Here is a 13,795-nt window from a genome sequence, read left to right as displayed (position 1 = left end):
CCCAACTGCGGGTCTCTTGGTAAATCCCTTGCGCTTACAAGGTTAAGACCCGCCTAAGATTGTGGATTTGTAGGGATGGTTTCGGCGAGGTGACTCTTGCGAGCGGCGGGCCGCAGTGCCACATTCGCTCCAATGGCTAACGATCGGAATGCCTCTGCCCGAAACGATACCCCCACCGGGGTAAAGGCGGTGCTCGGGCCGACGAACACCGGCAAGACCCACCTCGCCATCGAACGCATGTGTGCCCATTCCAGCGGCATGATTGGCTTTCCATTGCGCCTGCTGGCGCGCGAGGTCTACGACCGCGTAGTCAAGATCAAGGGCGAAAACAGCGTCGCGCTGATCACCGGCGAAGAGCGGATCGAGCCGAAAAGCGCGCGCTATCTGATCTGCACGGCCGAGGCGATGCCGGTCATGGAACGCTCGATGGCCTTCGTCGCCATCGACGAGGCCCAGCTCGCCGCCGACCGGGAACGCGGCCACGTCTTCACCGATCGCCTGCTCCACGCGCGCGGCCGCGAGGAGACGATGATCCTTGGCTCCTCCACCATCGAGCCGCTGGTGCGTGCACTGGTGCCGGGGGTCGAGATCGTCACCCGTCCGCGCTTTTCCACGCTTACTCATGCCGGCGCAAAGAAGCTGAGCCGGGTGCCGCCGCGCAGCGCCATCGTCGCCTTCTCGTCCGAGCAGGTCTACGCCATTGCCGAGATGCTGCGCCGCTTCCGGGGCGGCGCTGCGGTGGTGATGGGCGCGCTCTCGCCCCAGACCCGCAATGCGCAGGTCGCGCTCTACCAGTCGGGCGAGGTCGACTACCTTGTCGCCACGGATGCCATCGGCATGGGCCTCAACCTGGATGTCGAGCATGTCGCTTTCGCCGGACTCTCCAAATACGACGGGCGGCGCCACCGCCGCCTCACCACCGCCGAGATGGCCCAGATCGCCGGACGCGCCGGTCGCCACCAGAAGGACGGCACTTTCGGCACCCTGACCGGATCGGGCGGCCACGATTCCGAATTCGAGCCGGACGAAGTCTACGCCATCGAGGAGCACCGCTTCACGCCCCTGACCAAGCTGTTCTGGCGCGAACCGGAACCGCGTTTCGACAGCCTGGGCACGCTCATCGCCGATCTCGAAGTCCGGCCCGACCGTCCCGAACTCGCCCCCGCGCCCGAGGCGATCGACCTTGCGGTGCTAAAACGCCTGGCCGACGAGGGGGACGTGGCGGACACAGTGCGCGGCTTTGGCCAGGTACGCCGTTTCTGGGAAGTGTGCCGCCTGCCGGACTTTCGCCAGCAGGGCATCGAGACTCATTCGCGCTTCGTCGCCCGGCTTTGGCAGGACCTGCGCAGCGGTGAACTCGGGGCCGATTTCGTCGCTGGGCAGATCGCCCAACTGGACCGCACCGGAGGCGATATCGATACCCTGCAGGGCCGCATCGCCGCGATCCGCTCCTGGGCCTATATCGCCCAGCGCCCCGACTGGGTCCTGGCCCGCGATGAAATGGCCGCCCGCGCCCGCGCGGTGGAGGCCCGCCTGTCCGACGCCCTGCACGGCAAGCTGACCGAACGTTTCATCAACCGCCGTACCGCCGTGCTCATGAAAAAGCTGGGCCCGGACGCCGGCCTGCTCTCGGTACGCCTCGAAGACGAGGAAGTGCTGGTCGAGGGTGAGCACATCGGCTCCCTGCGCGGCTTCGCCTTCCAGGTCGATCCGGGCGCGCGCCTGTCCGACCGCAAGCTGCTGCTCGCGGCGGCGGAAAAGCACCTCTCACGCCTGCTCCAGAAACGCGCCGATGCGCTGGTGGAGACGATTGCGGGCAAGGACGGAGCCGCTGCAATCACGCTGGAGGATGGCGCGCTTGTCTGGGATAGCCAGAAGCTGGCCAGCCTGGCGCCGGGCCGCTCGCTCCTGACCCCGCTGGTCGTACCCGACCGCACGCTCGATGCTGTGCCCGCGCCTTCGCGCAAAGCCCTCATCGCCGCCTTGGAAGGCTGGCTGGATACCGCGTTCAGCCCGCTCGCCCCGCTCATCAAGCTGGATGAGGCCAGCCGGGCGGCAGATGCCGGGCCGGATCTTCGCGCCCTGCTCATCACGCTGGTGGAACGCGGCGGCATGGCCCCGCGCGATGACACCGGGGTCGACCGGCTCGACAAGGGGCGCCGCACGATGCTGGCACGTCTCGGTGTGAAGGTCGGCGCGCTAGACCTTTTCGTACCTGCCATGCTGCGCCCTCAGGCTATCGCGCTTTGGCGACAAATGGCGCGGATCGCCGGAAAGCCCGCCGGTCCATTGCCCGAGCCGCATATGGCGCCCACCCTTCCGGCCGAAAACCACCGCGCTGCACCGGGCTACCGCAGCCTCGGCAACCAGCTTGTGCGCCTCGACATAGCCGAAAAGCTGCTGCGCGAGGCCCATGACCTGCGCGCTAGGACAGACCGCGCCGCAGCCGGTTTCCGGCTTGATCCGGCGCGCGCGGTGTCCATGGGGCTGACCACTGCCAGCTATGCCCGGCTGCTGCGCCTTGCCGGCTTTCAGCCCCTCATGCCCCGTTCCCTCGCGGCAGAAGCGCACGGTGCCCCCGCCCCGGTCCGCTGGCGCTGGCGCCCACCGCGCCGTCAGATCGAACCGGAACGCCCTGCACCGCCGCGCCGCGACGGCGCCTTCGCCGCTTTGGCGGAAATGGTGCGATGATGCCTGCAAGAGCGGCCCCATGAGAGTGGACAAGCTACTTTGGTTCCTGCGGCTCGTGAAGAGCCGTCCGCTGGCCTTGGCGATGGCGGAAGAAGGCCACATCCGCCTCAACGGCCGCCGAATTGACCGCGCTCACCAGAAGATCGGCACGGGCGACATATTGACACTGCCGATAGCTACAGGTGTCCTTGTGATAGAAGTCCTTTCCCTGCCAGTCCGCCGCGGGCCTTCAAGCGAAGCGCTGGCCTGCTATAGAGTGCTTGACGGGAGGCCCGCTGATCTCATAGCAGCGCGGCAATCGAATGACGCCTGAAGGAAGGATTGCGCACTCATGACGTATGTCGTCACCGACGCCTGCATCAGGTGCAAGTACATGGACTGCGTGGAAGTCTGCCCCGTGGATTGCTTCTACGAGGGCGAGAACATGCTCGTCATCAATCCCAGCGAGTGCATCGACTGCGGCGTGTGCGAGCCTGAGTGCCCGGCAGAAGCAATCCTGCCAGACACAGACAGCGGCCTTGAGCAATGGATGGAACTGAACGCCAAGTATTCGGCGGAATGGCCTAATATCACCACGAAAAAGGACGCGCCCGACGACGCGGACGAGATGAAGGACGTCGAAGGAAAGTTCGAAAAGTTCTTCTCGCCCGAACCGGGCGAAGGCGACTGATTTTTGTGATACCGCAGCCGGGCACCTACCCGGCTGCGTTGAAATAGCGCGATTTTCACGCGGAAATGCGCCATTCCGGCCGTGAGCGGCCAAGTGCGGAGGCGGAAAACGAAATCGTTTTCGCGCCTCTGGCAATTTTACCAAATCGGTGCTATATAATCGTTCAACTGCCCGGGCCCTCTGCTCGTTCGGCAGGCATTCTTTATTGCGAGGCAGGGTTCGAAAGCAGACGGTTGGGAGAGTAATCTGACCGGGCGGTAGAGGCGTTGACGCGCCTCCGGAGTCGCATCCTTCCGGTTTTTCTCCCAATTCAGAACAATCGGGAACCCTGCAGGTGAAAGGACGATACATGGCAACCAGGGCCGATGCCTTCGATGTTGGAGATTACGTCGTTTACCCTAAGCACGGCGTGGGTCGTGTCATCGAGCTGCAGAAGCAGGAAATTGCCGGGATGCAACTCGAGCTTTACGTTTTGAGGTTCGAAAAAGAGCGTATGACGCTCCGTGTTCCTGTCAACAAAGTCGAATCCATCGGCATGCGCAAGCTGTCGTCGGATAAGACCCTGCGCGAAGCACTCGCTACGCTTACGGGTAAGCCCAAGGTAAAGCGCACCATGTGGTCGCGCCGCGCCCAGGAATACGAAGCCAAGATCAACTCCGGCGACCTCGTGTCTATCGCCGAGGTGACGCGCGACCTGTTCCGCGCCGACGATCAACCCGAGCAAAGCTATTCAGAGCGCCAGATTTTCGAGGCTGCTTCATCGCGCCTCGCCCGCGAACTCGCGGCGATGGAAAAGACGGACGAGCCGGCTGCACTCAAGAAGATCCTCTCGATCCTCAACGAGCACGCACCGAAGTATTACGACACGCCTGAAACCGCCTGATCGGCGTTTCACGTGAAACAATTTGAGGCCGCTTCCGCAAGGAGGCGGCCTTTCACGTTTCAGAACAGAAGCTTTTGCGGTGAGCCGTGCACTGATCACTCGATCATTCGTTGCGCCGTTACCAACCGCGTGTGAACGTGCGCACATGATGAACCGTCCTGCCCTGCTACTGGCAATCGCTGCCCTTCCGATGCTTTCCGGCTGCGTCCGCACCGTTGCCAGCGTCGTGACCGCGCCCGTCCGCGTCGCCAGCAAGGCAGTCGACTGGACCACCACCAGCCAATCGGAGTCCGACGAAAAGCGCGGCCGCCAACTGCGCAAGCAAGAGGAAGAACGCGGTAAGCTGGACCGCCAATACCAGAAGCACCTGCGCGAATGCCGGGCAGGCACGGAATCCTCCTGCGCCAAGGCCCGCGACGATTATTCCGATATCCAGGCGATTAGCCCAAGAGCATACCAGCCCCGCTGAGTTCGTCCTACGCGGCCGCGCGGCGGAGGCGATCGTTAATGGCCGTTCCGATGTCGCTGTCGGGGATCGGGGCGATGGCGATGCGGACGTGCGGCGCAGCGGCCGCTTCATGCAGCAGAGAATAGAGCCGCGCCGCCGCCTCTGCCAGATCGCCGCTGGCTGACAGCGTGGTATGCCCCGCCACGGCGCCGAACCCGATATGGAACTCATCCGCCTCGGCAGAAACGGCTTCGAGCCGTACCGGCTTACCCGGCGCATAGTGGCTCGCGAGTTGCCCCGGCGCCTCGACTTCATGCGAGGTAACCGGCTCGCTCGGCGTGCCCAGGATGGCTTCGATCCGTGTCTCGGTTATCGGGCCCGGCCGCAAGACCTGCCACCGGCCATCCTCGCGCAGCGCCACGATCGTCGATTCCAGCCCCGCTTCGCAGGCCCCGCCATCGACAACAGCATCCACGTTCGCGCCCAGGGAGGCCACGACATGGACGGCATCAGTCGGACTGACCCCGCCGCTGCGGTTGGCCGAGGGACCGGCAAGTGCCAGCCCCGCCGCCTCGATCACCGCCCGCATGACCGGATGGGCCGGGCAGCGCAGCGCCAATGTCGGCAGGCCGGCCGTCACCGCCTGCGCAACGGCGGCGCCTTCACGCAGGGGCAGCACCAAGGTCAACGCCCCCGGCCAGAACGCCTCCGCCAGCTGCAAGGACCTTGCATCGAAACGCGCCAGTTCCTGCGCGGCGGCAAGATCGGAGACATGAACGATCAACGGATTGAAACTGGGGCGCCCCTTGGCACGGTAGATCGCCGCGACGGACGCATCCCGGTCCGCCCGCGCCATCAGCCCGTAGACCGTCTCCGAAGGCACCGCGACCAGCCTGCCATCACGCAGAATGTCGGCCGCCGCCGAAATACCTTCCGGGGACGTATCGAGCATGGCGGGTCGACTGGCGTGGTCCATCCCTCGCCGCTATAGCCGCGCGCGACGATTGCCAAGGAAAAGCGCGCAGATGACCACCGCAACACCCGACGCCGCCCTGCTGACCCGAATCGCCGAAGCCCTCGAACGCCTCGCCCCGCACACCGCAGACCAGACCGACTGGCTTGCCCACCCCGCGTACGTATGGGCCGGAAGCAGCGCGCGCGGCGTCGAGCGGCTCGACGCTCCCGCCCTCACCCTGCTGCGCGGGATCGACAACCAGAAGGACCGCGTCGTCACCAATGTCGAGCGTCTTGCAGCAGGGTACGCCGCCCACGACATGCTGCTCTGGGGTTCACGCGGGATGGGCAAATCCGCCCTGCTGCGTGCTGCCATCTGCGCTGCCGATGCTGCTCACCGGGGCCGCATCGCGCTTGTTCAGGTAGCGCAGGAAGCGCTCTCAGGCGTCTCCGCCCTGTTCGCCGCTCTGGGCAGAGTAGACCGCAGCTTCCTCGTGTTCATCGACGATCTCGGTTTTGAGGAAGGCGACGGCTCAGGCCCGCGCGTCCTGCGCTCCTGGCTCGAAGGCGGCGTCGAGGCGCGCCCTGCGAACGTGCGCCTTGCCGTAACCTCCAACCGCCGCGCTATCGTGGGCCGCTCGATGGCCGAGCAGGACGATCCCATCAATCCGCGCGATATCGTCGACGAACGCCTCGCGCTGGCGGACCGCTTCGGGTTGTCGGTTGGCTTCCACAACTGCGATCAGGACGCATATCTTGCGATTATCGGCGGGTACGCAGGCGCGTTCGGGCTTGAATGGGAACAGGGCGACGCGCTGGAATGGTCCCGCCGCAGGGGCGCGCGCTCGGGACGAGTGGCGTGGCAGTACGTGAATGAACTGGCCGGACGGGCTGGCAAGACGATCTAAGGACATGGCAGGGGAGCATAGCCCCCCTGCGCCCCTTACCCCCTTCAGGGCAGCAGCTTGTCGTCTTCCTTACGGAACCCGCCGGTCATCTCCGGCGCTGCGGTGGGATCCTTGATTTCCTCAAGCGGTTTCATATGCTCCGTGACCACCGGCTTGATCGCCGCCGATGGCTGGGCACCCGGAGCGATCACGCGCCAGACGATTCCAGCCGTATCGTCGCTCACCAGCAGGGCGCCGCCCTTGTCCCAGGCCACCCAGGTCGGGCGGCCGTGGGTATCGCCATTGTCCTTGAGGAAGCCTGTCAACACAGGCTGCGGCTTCACGTCCTTCGGGTTTCCGTTTGCATCGAAGGGTACGAAGACCACATCGTAGCCCGCTGCCGGGCGGCGATTCCAGGAACCGTGGCGGGCGATGAAGACGCCGTTTTCGTAGCCCTTGCCCATGCGGTTGCCGCCGTTTGCGAAGGTGAGGCCCAGCGAGGATACGTGGGCGCCCATCGCGTATTCGGGCTTGCGGGTATATTCGAGCATGTAGGTCTGCATCGGCCATTCGACGCGCTCGTCGAAGGTCGTCTTCCAATAGACCCAAGGCCAGCCGTACTGGGCCCCTACGGGCACGTTGGTGAGGTAATCGGGCACGAGGTCAGGGCCGAGCATGTCGCGCTCCTGCACGGTCGCCCACAGCTCGCCGGTGGAGGGGTTCCAGCCAAGGCCGTTGGGGTTGCGCATACCGGCGGCGAACTGGCGGCGGCGGGCCGTTTCGATATCGATTTCCCAGATCATGGCGCGCCCGGTTTCGGCTTCCATGCCGTTATCGGCGATATTGGTGGCTGATCCCACGGCGACGTACAGGTGCTTGCCATCCTCGCTCATCAGCAGGTTGCGCATCCAGTGGTTACCGGCGGGCGGCAGGTCCATCATCGTGCGCAGTGGCTTGCCTTCGAGCTTGGTCTGGCCCGGCGTGAAGGCGAATTCGAGCACCTTGTCGTGGTTGGCGATGTAGAGCTTGCCGTCGCGATAGGCCATGCCGGAGGGCGAATGCATGTCGGCGGTGCGGAAGGTTTCGCGGGTCTCCGCCTTGCCGTCGCCGTCGCCATCGCGCAGCAGGACGATGCGGTCGGGCGAAGGCGCACCGGCGCCGACGCGGCTCATCATCATGCCCATTATCGTGCCGACCAACCCGCTCGGCTTGTTGCCCGCAGGGGCGTTCGTTTCTGCCACCAGCACATCGCCGTTCGGCAGCGTGAGCATCGTGCGCGGATGATCGAGCCCTTCGGCAAAGCGCGCAACGGCGAGGCCCTTGGCGGCCTTTGGCGCTTCTCCGGCGGCCCAACCCACCGGCTTTGCCAGCGCGATGCTGGGAATCCATTGCTTGGCAGGCTCGACCAGCTGCGGGTCCTTGCCTGCCGTCGCATCGCTGGGCAGGTCGGAACTGTTGGCGTGCAGGCCCCAGTAGACCAGCCCGGCAGCAGCCAGGACGATTACGGTGGAGGCGATGGCGGTCTTCTTGACGATCGGGTGCATGACAACGGGATAAGGCCACGCCGCCTATGCGACAACAAAGAGTTGCGCTAACAGGCATCTATGTACGACTTTGCCGCCCAGACCGACCTCCCCAAGCCCGAACTCTACAGCAGCCTTGCCCGCGCCGCCGATGCGCTGGTGCGCGGTGAGCCCGATCCGGTCGCCAACATGGCGAACCTGGCGGCGACGATCTGGCAGTTCTTGCCCGATCTCAACTGGGCCGGCTTTTACCGGGTGATCGGTGACGAACTGGTGCTGGGGCCTTTTATCGGCAAGCCGGCCTGCATCCGCATTCCCATGGGCGCGGGCGTCTGCGGAACCGCCGCCGCACTGGGATCGACCCAAGTGGTGCCGGACGTCCACGCCTTTCCCGGCCATATTGCCTGTGATGCCGATAGCCGTTCGGAACTGGTCGTGCCCGTTCTGCGCGATGGCCGCGTGATTGCGGTGATCGATCTCGATAGCCCCTCCCCCGGGCGCTTCGACGCCGAAGATGCCGCCGGCATGCAGCTTATCGCGCAGGTTGCCTCACTAACGATCTGAGGTGGGCGCTTCGCCCGCCTGCACCGATTCGGGACATTCATCGATTGCCTGTGCAAGATCCTTGGTCTTGTGCGCCTTACGATGCTAAATTTCGCGTTAACTGACGGGACTAATTGGTCTCTGACACCGCGAAAGGGTTCTCCCGATGCGTCATCTTCTGCGTGTTACCGCCGTTGCGGCAATATCCCTTGCCGCTGCCCCGGCCTTGGCCCAGCAGGCCCCGGCCTATCCGGGCGGGCTGTACCCGGGGGAAGTCTATGACGAAGCGCCCGGATATCAGGACAACGAAGGCTATGAGCAAACCGCCGAGGCTCAGCGTTACGGCGGATACGAACCTGCCGCGCGCGATGCCTGGCTGGCCGATTGCCGCCAGCGTTTGTCCGCACGGGACGCTGGTTTGGGCGGCGCACTGATCGGCGGCGCGGTCGGCGGATTTGCCGGGAACCGCATCGCAGGACGCGGTAACCGGACGGTCGGCACCCTCGCCGGCGTGGCCGTGGGCGCGGCTGCCGGGGCGGTGATCGACAAGGCGGAAGACACCGGCCGTAACCGGGACGAGTGCGAGGCCTACCTCGACGATTACTATGCCCGCTACACCCAGAGCGGGGGCCATCCCGGCTACGGCGGCTATGGGCAGCAAGGCTACTATCCGGCGCAGCCGCAGCCGCGCTGCACCGAGACGGTGGAATACGTCTACGAAGATGCTCCGGTTCGCCCCGCTTTCCGCGCAATCCCGAAACGCCCCAGGGCAGTGCCGGACAAGCGCGTCAGGATAGTTCCCGACAAGCGCATTCAGACGCAGTAGGGCAAACGAAATGGTGGCCGACGAGAAGCGGCCGCCCAGTTCGTTACACGCGTAGGTAATGCGGCAGAGTCAGATGGCGCCGCCGGTCAGCCGCTGGCAAACCAGATCGAGCTGATCCAGGGTTGAATAGCGGATCGTCACCGTGCCCGAAGCCGGGTCTACATCGGCGCTGATCTTCACCGGCAGGCCGAGGAACTCCTCAAGGTGGTTCTGCACCGCCATGATATCCGCATCCGCCGTGGCATTGCGGGCGGCGCGCGCACGGCGCGGGGCAGTATCGCCGCGCTGCTTTTTACGCACCAGCTTCTCGATCTCGCGAACCGACATCTGCTTGGTGACGGCAGCTTCGGCGATATCCTCGGCGTCATCGCAGCCGATCAGTGCACGGGCATGGCCCATGGAAAGCTGGTTCTTTTCGACCAGCGTGATCACGCCTTCCGGGAGTGCGAGCAAGCGCTGGAAGTTGGCGACGTGACTGCGGCTCTTGTCGACCATGCGGGCGATTTCGGCCTGGGTCATTCCTTCCAGTTCGGAAAGGCGGTTGTAGGCGCGCGCCTCCTCGATCGGGTTGAGGTCTTCGCGCTGGAGGTTTTCGATCAGGGCCAGCGCCATGACTTCCCGGTCGGTCAGTTCGCGTACCAGCGCGGGGATTTCGTGCAGCTGGGCCTTCTGCGCGGCGCGCCAACGACGCTCACCGGCGACGAGCTGGTAGCGGCCATTATCACGCGGGCGCACGATGATGGGTTGGATCACTCCGCGCTGCGCGATCGAGGCGGCCAGTTCCTCCAGCGCGGCTTCATCGAAGATGCGGCGCGGCTGCTGAGGATCGGGCGTGATGTCGGCGATCGAGAGGACAGCCAGTCCGCCAACCCGTAGCGGCGCCCTGCCCTCGCCCTCGACATTACCGGCCACCGGTTCCTCGCGCCGAGTCTCGCCCAGCAGAGCGCCCAGGCCCCGGCCGAGGCCCTTGGGCTTCTGCTTGCTGGCGCCGCCTGCGGCACTGGCGGCCGCGGCATTGCCCGGCAGGCTGAAGCGGATGATGGGGTCGTCGTTCATGCCGCAATCCTCTTTTCGGGCAGTCGGGTAATCAGTTCGCGGGCGAGCGCCATGTAGGCGCGGCTGCCGGCGCAGGCGTGGTCATAGATGAGCGCCGGAACGCCGTGGCTGGGCGCTTCCGACAGGCGCACGTTGCGCGGGATCGTCGTTTCGAAGACCAGCTTGCCCAGCACCGAGCGCACGTCTTCGGAAACCTGTTCGGTCAGGCGGTTGCGGCGGTCGAACATGGTAAGGGCGATGCCGATGATGCCGAGGTCCGGGTTGAATCGCTGCTGAACCCGCTCCACCGTCTGGAGCAACTGGCTCAGCCCTTCCAGCGCGAAGAACTCACACTGCAGCGGCACCAAGAGGGTATCGGCCGCGGTGAGTGCGTTGAGCGTCAGCAGGCCCAGCGAAGGGGGGCAGTCGATAAGGCAGACATCATATCCCAGCTCCGGCCCCAACGTGCGTTGAAGGCGGTGGGCTCGGTCCTCTGCATTGACCAGTTCGATCTCGGCGCCGGACAGGTCGACGGTCGCAGGCAGCAAATCGAGGCCGGGTATCTTGGTGGGCATCACACACTGCGATACCGGCACCCGGTCCACCAGAACGTCATAGCAGGAGGCGCCTCGTTCAGAGGCAGACACACCGATACCAGTCGATGCATTGCCTTGCGGATCGATGTCGATCAGCAGCGTCTTCCAACCAGTGGCGGCGAATGCGGTAGCGACATTTATCGCGGTCGTCGTCTTTCCGACGCCGCCCTTCTGGTTGGCAATGGCAATGCGGATCACGCGGTCTTACCCTTCCCGCCGGCAAGTTTGCCGACAATGATGCCTGCCTGCGGATCCGTTAAGGACTGTTCCACGTGGAACACATGCCGCCAGTTGCGAAGGTCGTCCAATTCTTGGCTGGCCGACCGCCCTTTGGGCAACAGCCAAATCGTGTCACTTGTGGAAAATCGCGAAGATAACGCGAGCAATTTGTCCAAAGGCGCAAAAGCACGCGCGGAGATGACGCTGCACGGCTGCGATTCGACAAGTTCGAGACGGCTGCCCACAATTCGCGCGCGCTCAAGGCCCATCTCGATTCGAGCGCAATCGAGCCATTCGATCCTTCGATTGCGCGATTCGACCATGATCACTTCACATTCCGGTCGCAATGCCGCGATGACCAGACCGGGGAAGCCCGCACCGGTGCCGAGGTCCATCCAGGGCAGCGTTGTTTCACGTGGAACATGCGGAAGTAGCTGGGCGCTGTCCACAATGTGCCGCTTCCATACCTGATCGAGACTCGCGGCAGAAACCAGGTTCTGGCGCTGGTTCTCTTGGGCCAGCATCTCCACGAGCAGGCCCAAACGCGCCATCGCCGCATCGTCGCATTCCGGAAGCCCACGCAGCCAGTCGCGTGCTTCGTCTTCATTGGTGATCATGCAGCTTCCCTGCGGGCATGGACCAGCAACGCGGCAAGCGCAGCCGGCGTGATGCCCGGAATGCGGCCAGCGGCCGCGAGTGTGGTGGGCCTTGCCCGGGTAAGCCGCTCAACCATCTCGCGCGAGAGGCCGGGCGTCCGGTCATAAGGAAATTCATCGCCGAGCAGCAATGCCTCGCTCGCCCGCAAATCGCGCAGCTCCCGCTCCTGCCTTTCGAGGTAAGGCGCGTACGCCGCGTCTTCTGCCATCTCCTCGACAAGCGCGGCATCCTCAAGCAGCGCCGACGCGATCCAGGGTGAGAGACCTGCCATGTCGACCCCGCCGAAGCGCAGCCATTCGCGCAGCGGCAGTCGCCCCGCATCGCTGCGCACCGGCAGGCCTGCCGCCGCCATCTCTGTCGCTGGGACGATCGCGTCGAAAGCCTGCGACAGTGCCGCCTGAGATTTCTCGCGCCGAGCGAACCATTCGCGCCTTGCGGGGCTTGCTGCACCGGCAGCGACGGCCAAAGGGGTCAGCCGCGTGGTCGCATTGTTGGCGCGGAGGCGTAGGCGATATTCCGCGCGCGCAGTGAGCATGCGGTAAGGTTCGCTTACGCCGTGCAGCGTCAGGTCATCGATCATCACCGCCATATAGCTGTTGGCCCGGTCAAGCGGCGGCGCCTCGCGGCCCATCACCTTAGCTGCGGCATGAAGGCCTGCCACCAGACCCTGGGCCGCGGCTTCCTCGTATCCCGTGGTGCCATTGATCTGCCCCGCGCAATAGAGCCCGGGAATATCGCGCAGCTCCAGACTGGTGCGCAGTGCGCGAGGGTCGATGTGATCGTATTCGACTGCATAACCCGGCACCGCCATTTCGACCGACTCTAGCCCCTCCATGGTGCGCAGCATCGCCAGTTGGACATCCGCCGGCAGCGAGGTGCTGATCCCGTTGGGGTAGACCAGATGGGTGCTCAAGCCTTCTGGCTCCAGGAATACCTGGTGCCCATCCCGGTCTGCGAAGCGGTGAATCTTGTCCTCGATCGAAGGGCAGTAGCGCGGCCCCTGCGCACCGATCGCGCCGGAGAACAGCGGCGATCGGTGAAGGTTCGCACGGATGACTTCGTGGCTGCGCTCATTGGTGCGGGTGATGGCACAGAAGACCTGAGGCACGGCGCGGACCGAGCCCATGGCAGACATTGTCCAACTCTCACCGTCTGAAGGCTGCTCGCCAAGTCGCGCCCAGTCGATGGTTCGACCATCTAGACGCGGCGGTGTGCCAGTCTTCAGACGCGCCATCGGCAACGCCGCTTCGCGCATCTGGGCAGCAAGGCGCTGCGCCGAATCCTCGCCGATCCGGCCGCCGACAAGACGTTCCTCACCTCGAAACAGCGTGCCGCCAAGGAAAGTGCCCGTGCACAAGACCACCGCCCGCGCATCGAGCCGGGTGCCATCGGCAAGGTCGATGCCCACTGCCTTGCCCCCATCGAGGACAAGCGCCGCCGCCTCTCCGGCAATCAGGGTCAGGTCACCCTGCTCTGCCAACATCCGGTGTATCGCGGCCTTGAACAGTTTGCGGTCAGCCTGGACACGCGGCCCCTGCACCGCGCTGCCCTTGGAACGATTAAGCATCCGGTAGTGGATCGCAGACGCATCGGCGGCGCGGGCAATCAGGCCGTCGAACGCATCGACCTCACGCACGAGGTGGCCTTTGCCCAGTCCGCCGATCGCCGGGTTGCAGCTCATTGCCCCGACCGCGTCCAGATCGAAACTGACGAGCGCGACCCGTGCCCCCATGCGGGCAGCCACAGCTGCCGCTTCGCAGCCGGCATGGCCGCCGCCGATTACGATCACATCGAAGAAATGCATATTCGCGCCTGTACCGCAGTGCGGGATTCGCGTCAAAGTGCGTATGTATGTTTCACGTG

At 64.8% G+C, this 13,795-nt stretch carries 14 protein-coding genes; 8 read left to right on the top strand and 6 right to left on the bottom strand.

The features are described 5' to 3' along the window. The first annotated feature begins 132 nt into the window (after positions 1 to 132). The 5 genes from V474_RS18585 to V474_RS18565 all read left to right on the top strand — a co-directional run bounded on the left by V474_RS18585 (position 133) and on the right by V474_RS18565 (position 4,713). Entirely contained in the window at positions 133 to 2,691 is a 2,559-nt protein-coding gene (locus tag V474_RS18585; protein ID WP_059152879.1) for a helicase-related protein, read from the top strand. A 19-nt stretch (positions 2,692 to 2,710) separates the two neighbouring features. Then, entirely contained in the window at positions 2,711 to 3,004 is a 294-nt protein-coding gene (locus V474_RS18580) for an RNA-binding S4 domain-containing protein (protein ID WP_059152878.1), read from the top strand. 18 nt (positions 3,005 to 3,022) lie between these two features. Beyond that, entirely contained in the window at positions 3,023 to 3,361 is a 339-nt protein-coding gene (gene fdxA, locus V474_RS18575) for a ferredoxin FdxA (RefSeq protein WP_059152877.1), read from the top strand. 349 nt (positions 3,362 to 3,710) lie between these two features. Next, on the top strand, positions 3,711 to 4,244 hold the full coding sequence (locus V474_RS18570) for a CarD family transcriptional regulator (protein ID WP_043974307.1): 534 nt from the start codon (positions 3,711 to 3,713) through the stop codon (positions 4,242 to 4,244). 145 nt (positions 4,245 to 4,389) lie between these two features. After that, positions 4,390 to 4,713 (top strand): hypothetical protein, encoded by a 324-nt coding sequence (locus tag V474_RS18565; protein WP_059152876.1) that lies wholly within the window; start codon positions 4,390 to 4,392, stop codon positions 4,711 to 4,713. A 7-nt stretch (positions 4,714 to 4,720) separates the two neighbouring features. Here V474_RS18565 and V474_RS18560 read toward each other — a convergent pair whose 3' ends face one another. Continuing rightward, entirely contained in the window at positions 4,721 to 5,668 is a 948-nt protein-coding gene (locus V474_RS18560; RefSeq protein WP_059152875.1) for an L-threonylcarbamoyladenylate synthase, read from the bottom strand. 49 nt (positions 5,669 to 5,717) lie between these two features. On the opposite strand from V474_RS18560, the gene V474_RS18555 reads away from it, so the two are divergent. Further along, positions 5,718 to 6,554, top strand: a complete 837-nt coding sequence (locus V474_RS18555) for a DUF815 domain-containing protein (protein ID WP_059152874.1) — start codon at positions 5,718 to 5,720, stop codon at positions 6,552 to 6,554. A 44-nt stretch (positions 6,555 to 6,598) separates the two neighbouring features. Here V474_RS18555 and V474_RS18550 read toward each other — a convergent pair whose 3' ends face one another. Next, complete coding sequence (locus V474_RS18550) at positions 6,599 to 8,077, bottom strand: PQQ-dependent sugar dehydrogenase (protein ID WP_059152873.1); 1,479 nt, start codon at positions 8,075 to 8,077, stop codon at positions 6,599 to 6,601. A gap of 60 nt (positions 8,078 to 8,137) precedes the next feature. On the opposite strand from V474_RS18550, the gene V474_RS18545 reads away from it, so the two are divergent. Together V474_RS18545 and V474_RS18540 are read left to right on the top strand one after the other, a co-directional pair. Beyond that, positions 8,138 to 8,620, top strand: a complete 483-nt coding sequence (locus V474_RS18545) for a GAF domain-containing protein (RefSeq protein WP_059152872.1) — start codon at positions 8,138 to 8,140, stop codon at positions 8,618 to 8,620. A 145-nt stretch (positions 8,621 to 8,765) separates the two neighbouring features. Further along, positions 8,766 to 9,425 carry a glycine zipper 2TM domain-containing protein gene (locus V474_RS18540; RefSeq protein ID WP_059152871.1) on the top strand — a complete coding sequence of 220 codons (660 nt, stop codon included), beginning with the start codon at positions 8,766 to 8,768 and terminating at the stop codon, positions 9,423 to 9,425. 69 nt (positions 9,426 to 9,494) lie between these two features. Here V474_RS18540 and V474_RS18535 read toward each other — a convergent pair whose 3' ends face one another. Genes V474_RS18535 through mnmG form a run of 4 tightly spaced genes read right to left on the bottom strand, consistent with a single transcriptional unit; the run spans position 9,495 to position 13,736 of the window. Next, entirely contained in the window at positions 9,495 to 10,481 is a 987-nt protein-coding gene (locus V474_RS18535) for a ParB/RepB/Spo0J family partition protein (RefSeq protein WP_059152870.1), read from the bottom strand. Beyond that, complete coding sequence (locus tag V474_RS18530; RefSeq protein ID WP_043974285.1) at positions 10,478 to 11,254, bottom strand: ParA family protein; 777 nt, start codon at positions 11,252 to 11,254, stop codon at positions 10,478 to 10,480. The genes V474_RS18535 and V474_RS18530 overlap by 4 nt, the downstream gene beginning before the upstream one ends. Further along, positions 11,251 to 11,892, bottom strand: a complete 642-nt coding sequence (rsmG, locus tag V474_RS18525) for a 16S rRNA (guanine(527)-N(7))-methyltransferase RsmG (RefSeq protein ID WP_059152869.1) — start codon at positions 11,890 to 11,892, stop codon at positions 11,251 to 11,253. Before rsmG ends, V474_RS18530 begins: the two co-directional genes overlap by 4 nt. Beyond that, the gene (gene mnmG, locus V474_RS18520; protein ID WP_059152868.1) at positions 11,889 to 13,736 is read right to left on the bottom strand and encodes a tRNA uridine-5-carboxymethylaminomethyl(34) synthesis enzyme MnmG; all 1,848 of its coding nucleotides are present in this window, start codon (positions 13,734 to 13,736) and stop codon (positions 11,889 to 11,891) included. Before mnmG ends, rsmG begins: the two co-directional genes overlap by 4 nt. Between the last annotated feature and the right edge of the window lie 59 nt (positions 13,737 to 13,795).

Origin of the sequence: Novosphingobium barchaimii LL02, from assembly GCF_001046635.1 — a bacterium.
GTDB classification, from domain to species: Bacteria; Pseudomonadota; Alphaproteobacteria; order Sphingomonadales; family Sphingomonadaceae; genus Novosphingobium; species Novosphingobium barchaimii.
The sequence above is the reverse complement of the archived record's forward strand: the minus strand, read 5'-3'. Positions and strand labels throughout refer to the sequence as shown.

What these genes read in the sequence shown, in the direction of transcription:
- fdxA (WP_059152877.1), top strand. Translation starts at nt 3,023, where the DNA reads ATGACGTATGTCGTCACCGACGCCTGCATCAGGTGCAAGTACATGGAC.
- V474_RS18570 (WP_043974307.1), top strand. Translation starts at nt 3,711, where the DNA reads ATGGCAACCAGGGCCGATGCCTTCGATGTTGGAGATTACGTCGTTTAC.
- mnmG (WP_059152868.1), bottom strand. Translation starts at nt 13,736, where the DNA reads ATGCATTTCTTCGATGTGATCGTAATCGGCGGCGGCCATGCCGGCTGC.
- V474_RS18580 (WP_059152878.1), top strand. Translation starts at nt 2,711, where the DNA reads ATGAGAGTGGACAAGCTACTTTGGTTCCTGCGGCTCGTGAAGAGCCGT.
- V474_RS18545 (WP_059152872.1), top strand. Translation starts at nt 8,138, where the DNA reads ATGTACGACTTTGCCGCCCAGACCGACCTCCCCAAGCCCGAACTCTAC.
- V474_RS18535 (WP_059152870.1), bottom strand. Translation starts at nt 10,481, where the DNA reads ATGAACGACGACCCCATCATCCGCTTCAGCCTGCCGGGCAATGCCGCG.
- V474_RS18555 (WP_059152874.1), top strand. Translation starts at nt 5,718, where the DNA reads ATGACCACCGCAACACCCGACGCCGCCCTGCTGACCCGAATCGCCGAA.
- V474_RS18565 (WP_059152876.1), top strand. Translation starts at nt 4,390, where the DNA reads ATGATGAACCGTCCTGCCCTGCTACTGGCAATCGCTGCCCTTCCGATG.
- rsmG (WP_059152869.1), bottom strand. Translation starts at nt 11,892, where the DNA reads ATGATCACCAATGAAGACGAAGCACGCGACTGGCTGCGTGGGCTTCCG.
- V474_RS18585 (WP_059152879.1), top strand. Translation starts at nt 133, where the DNA reads ATGGCTAACGATCGGAATGCCTCTGCCCGAAACGATACCCCCACCGGG.
- V474_RS18540 (WP_059152871.1), top strand. Translation starts at nt 8,766, where the DNA reads ATGCGTCATCTTCTGCGTGTTACCGCCGTTGCGGCAATATCCCTTGCC.
- V474_RS18550 (WP_059152873.1), bottom strand. Translation starts at nt 8,077, where the DNA reads ATGCACCCGATCGTCAAGAAGACCGCCATCGCCTCCACCGTAATCGTC.
- V474_RS18560 (WP_059152875.1), bottom strand. Translation starts at nt 5,668, where the DNA reads ATGGACCACGCCAGTCGACCCGCCATGCTCGATACGTCCCCGGAAGGT.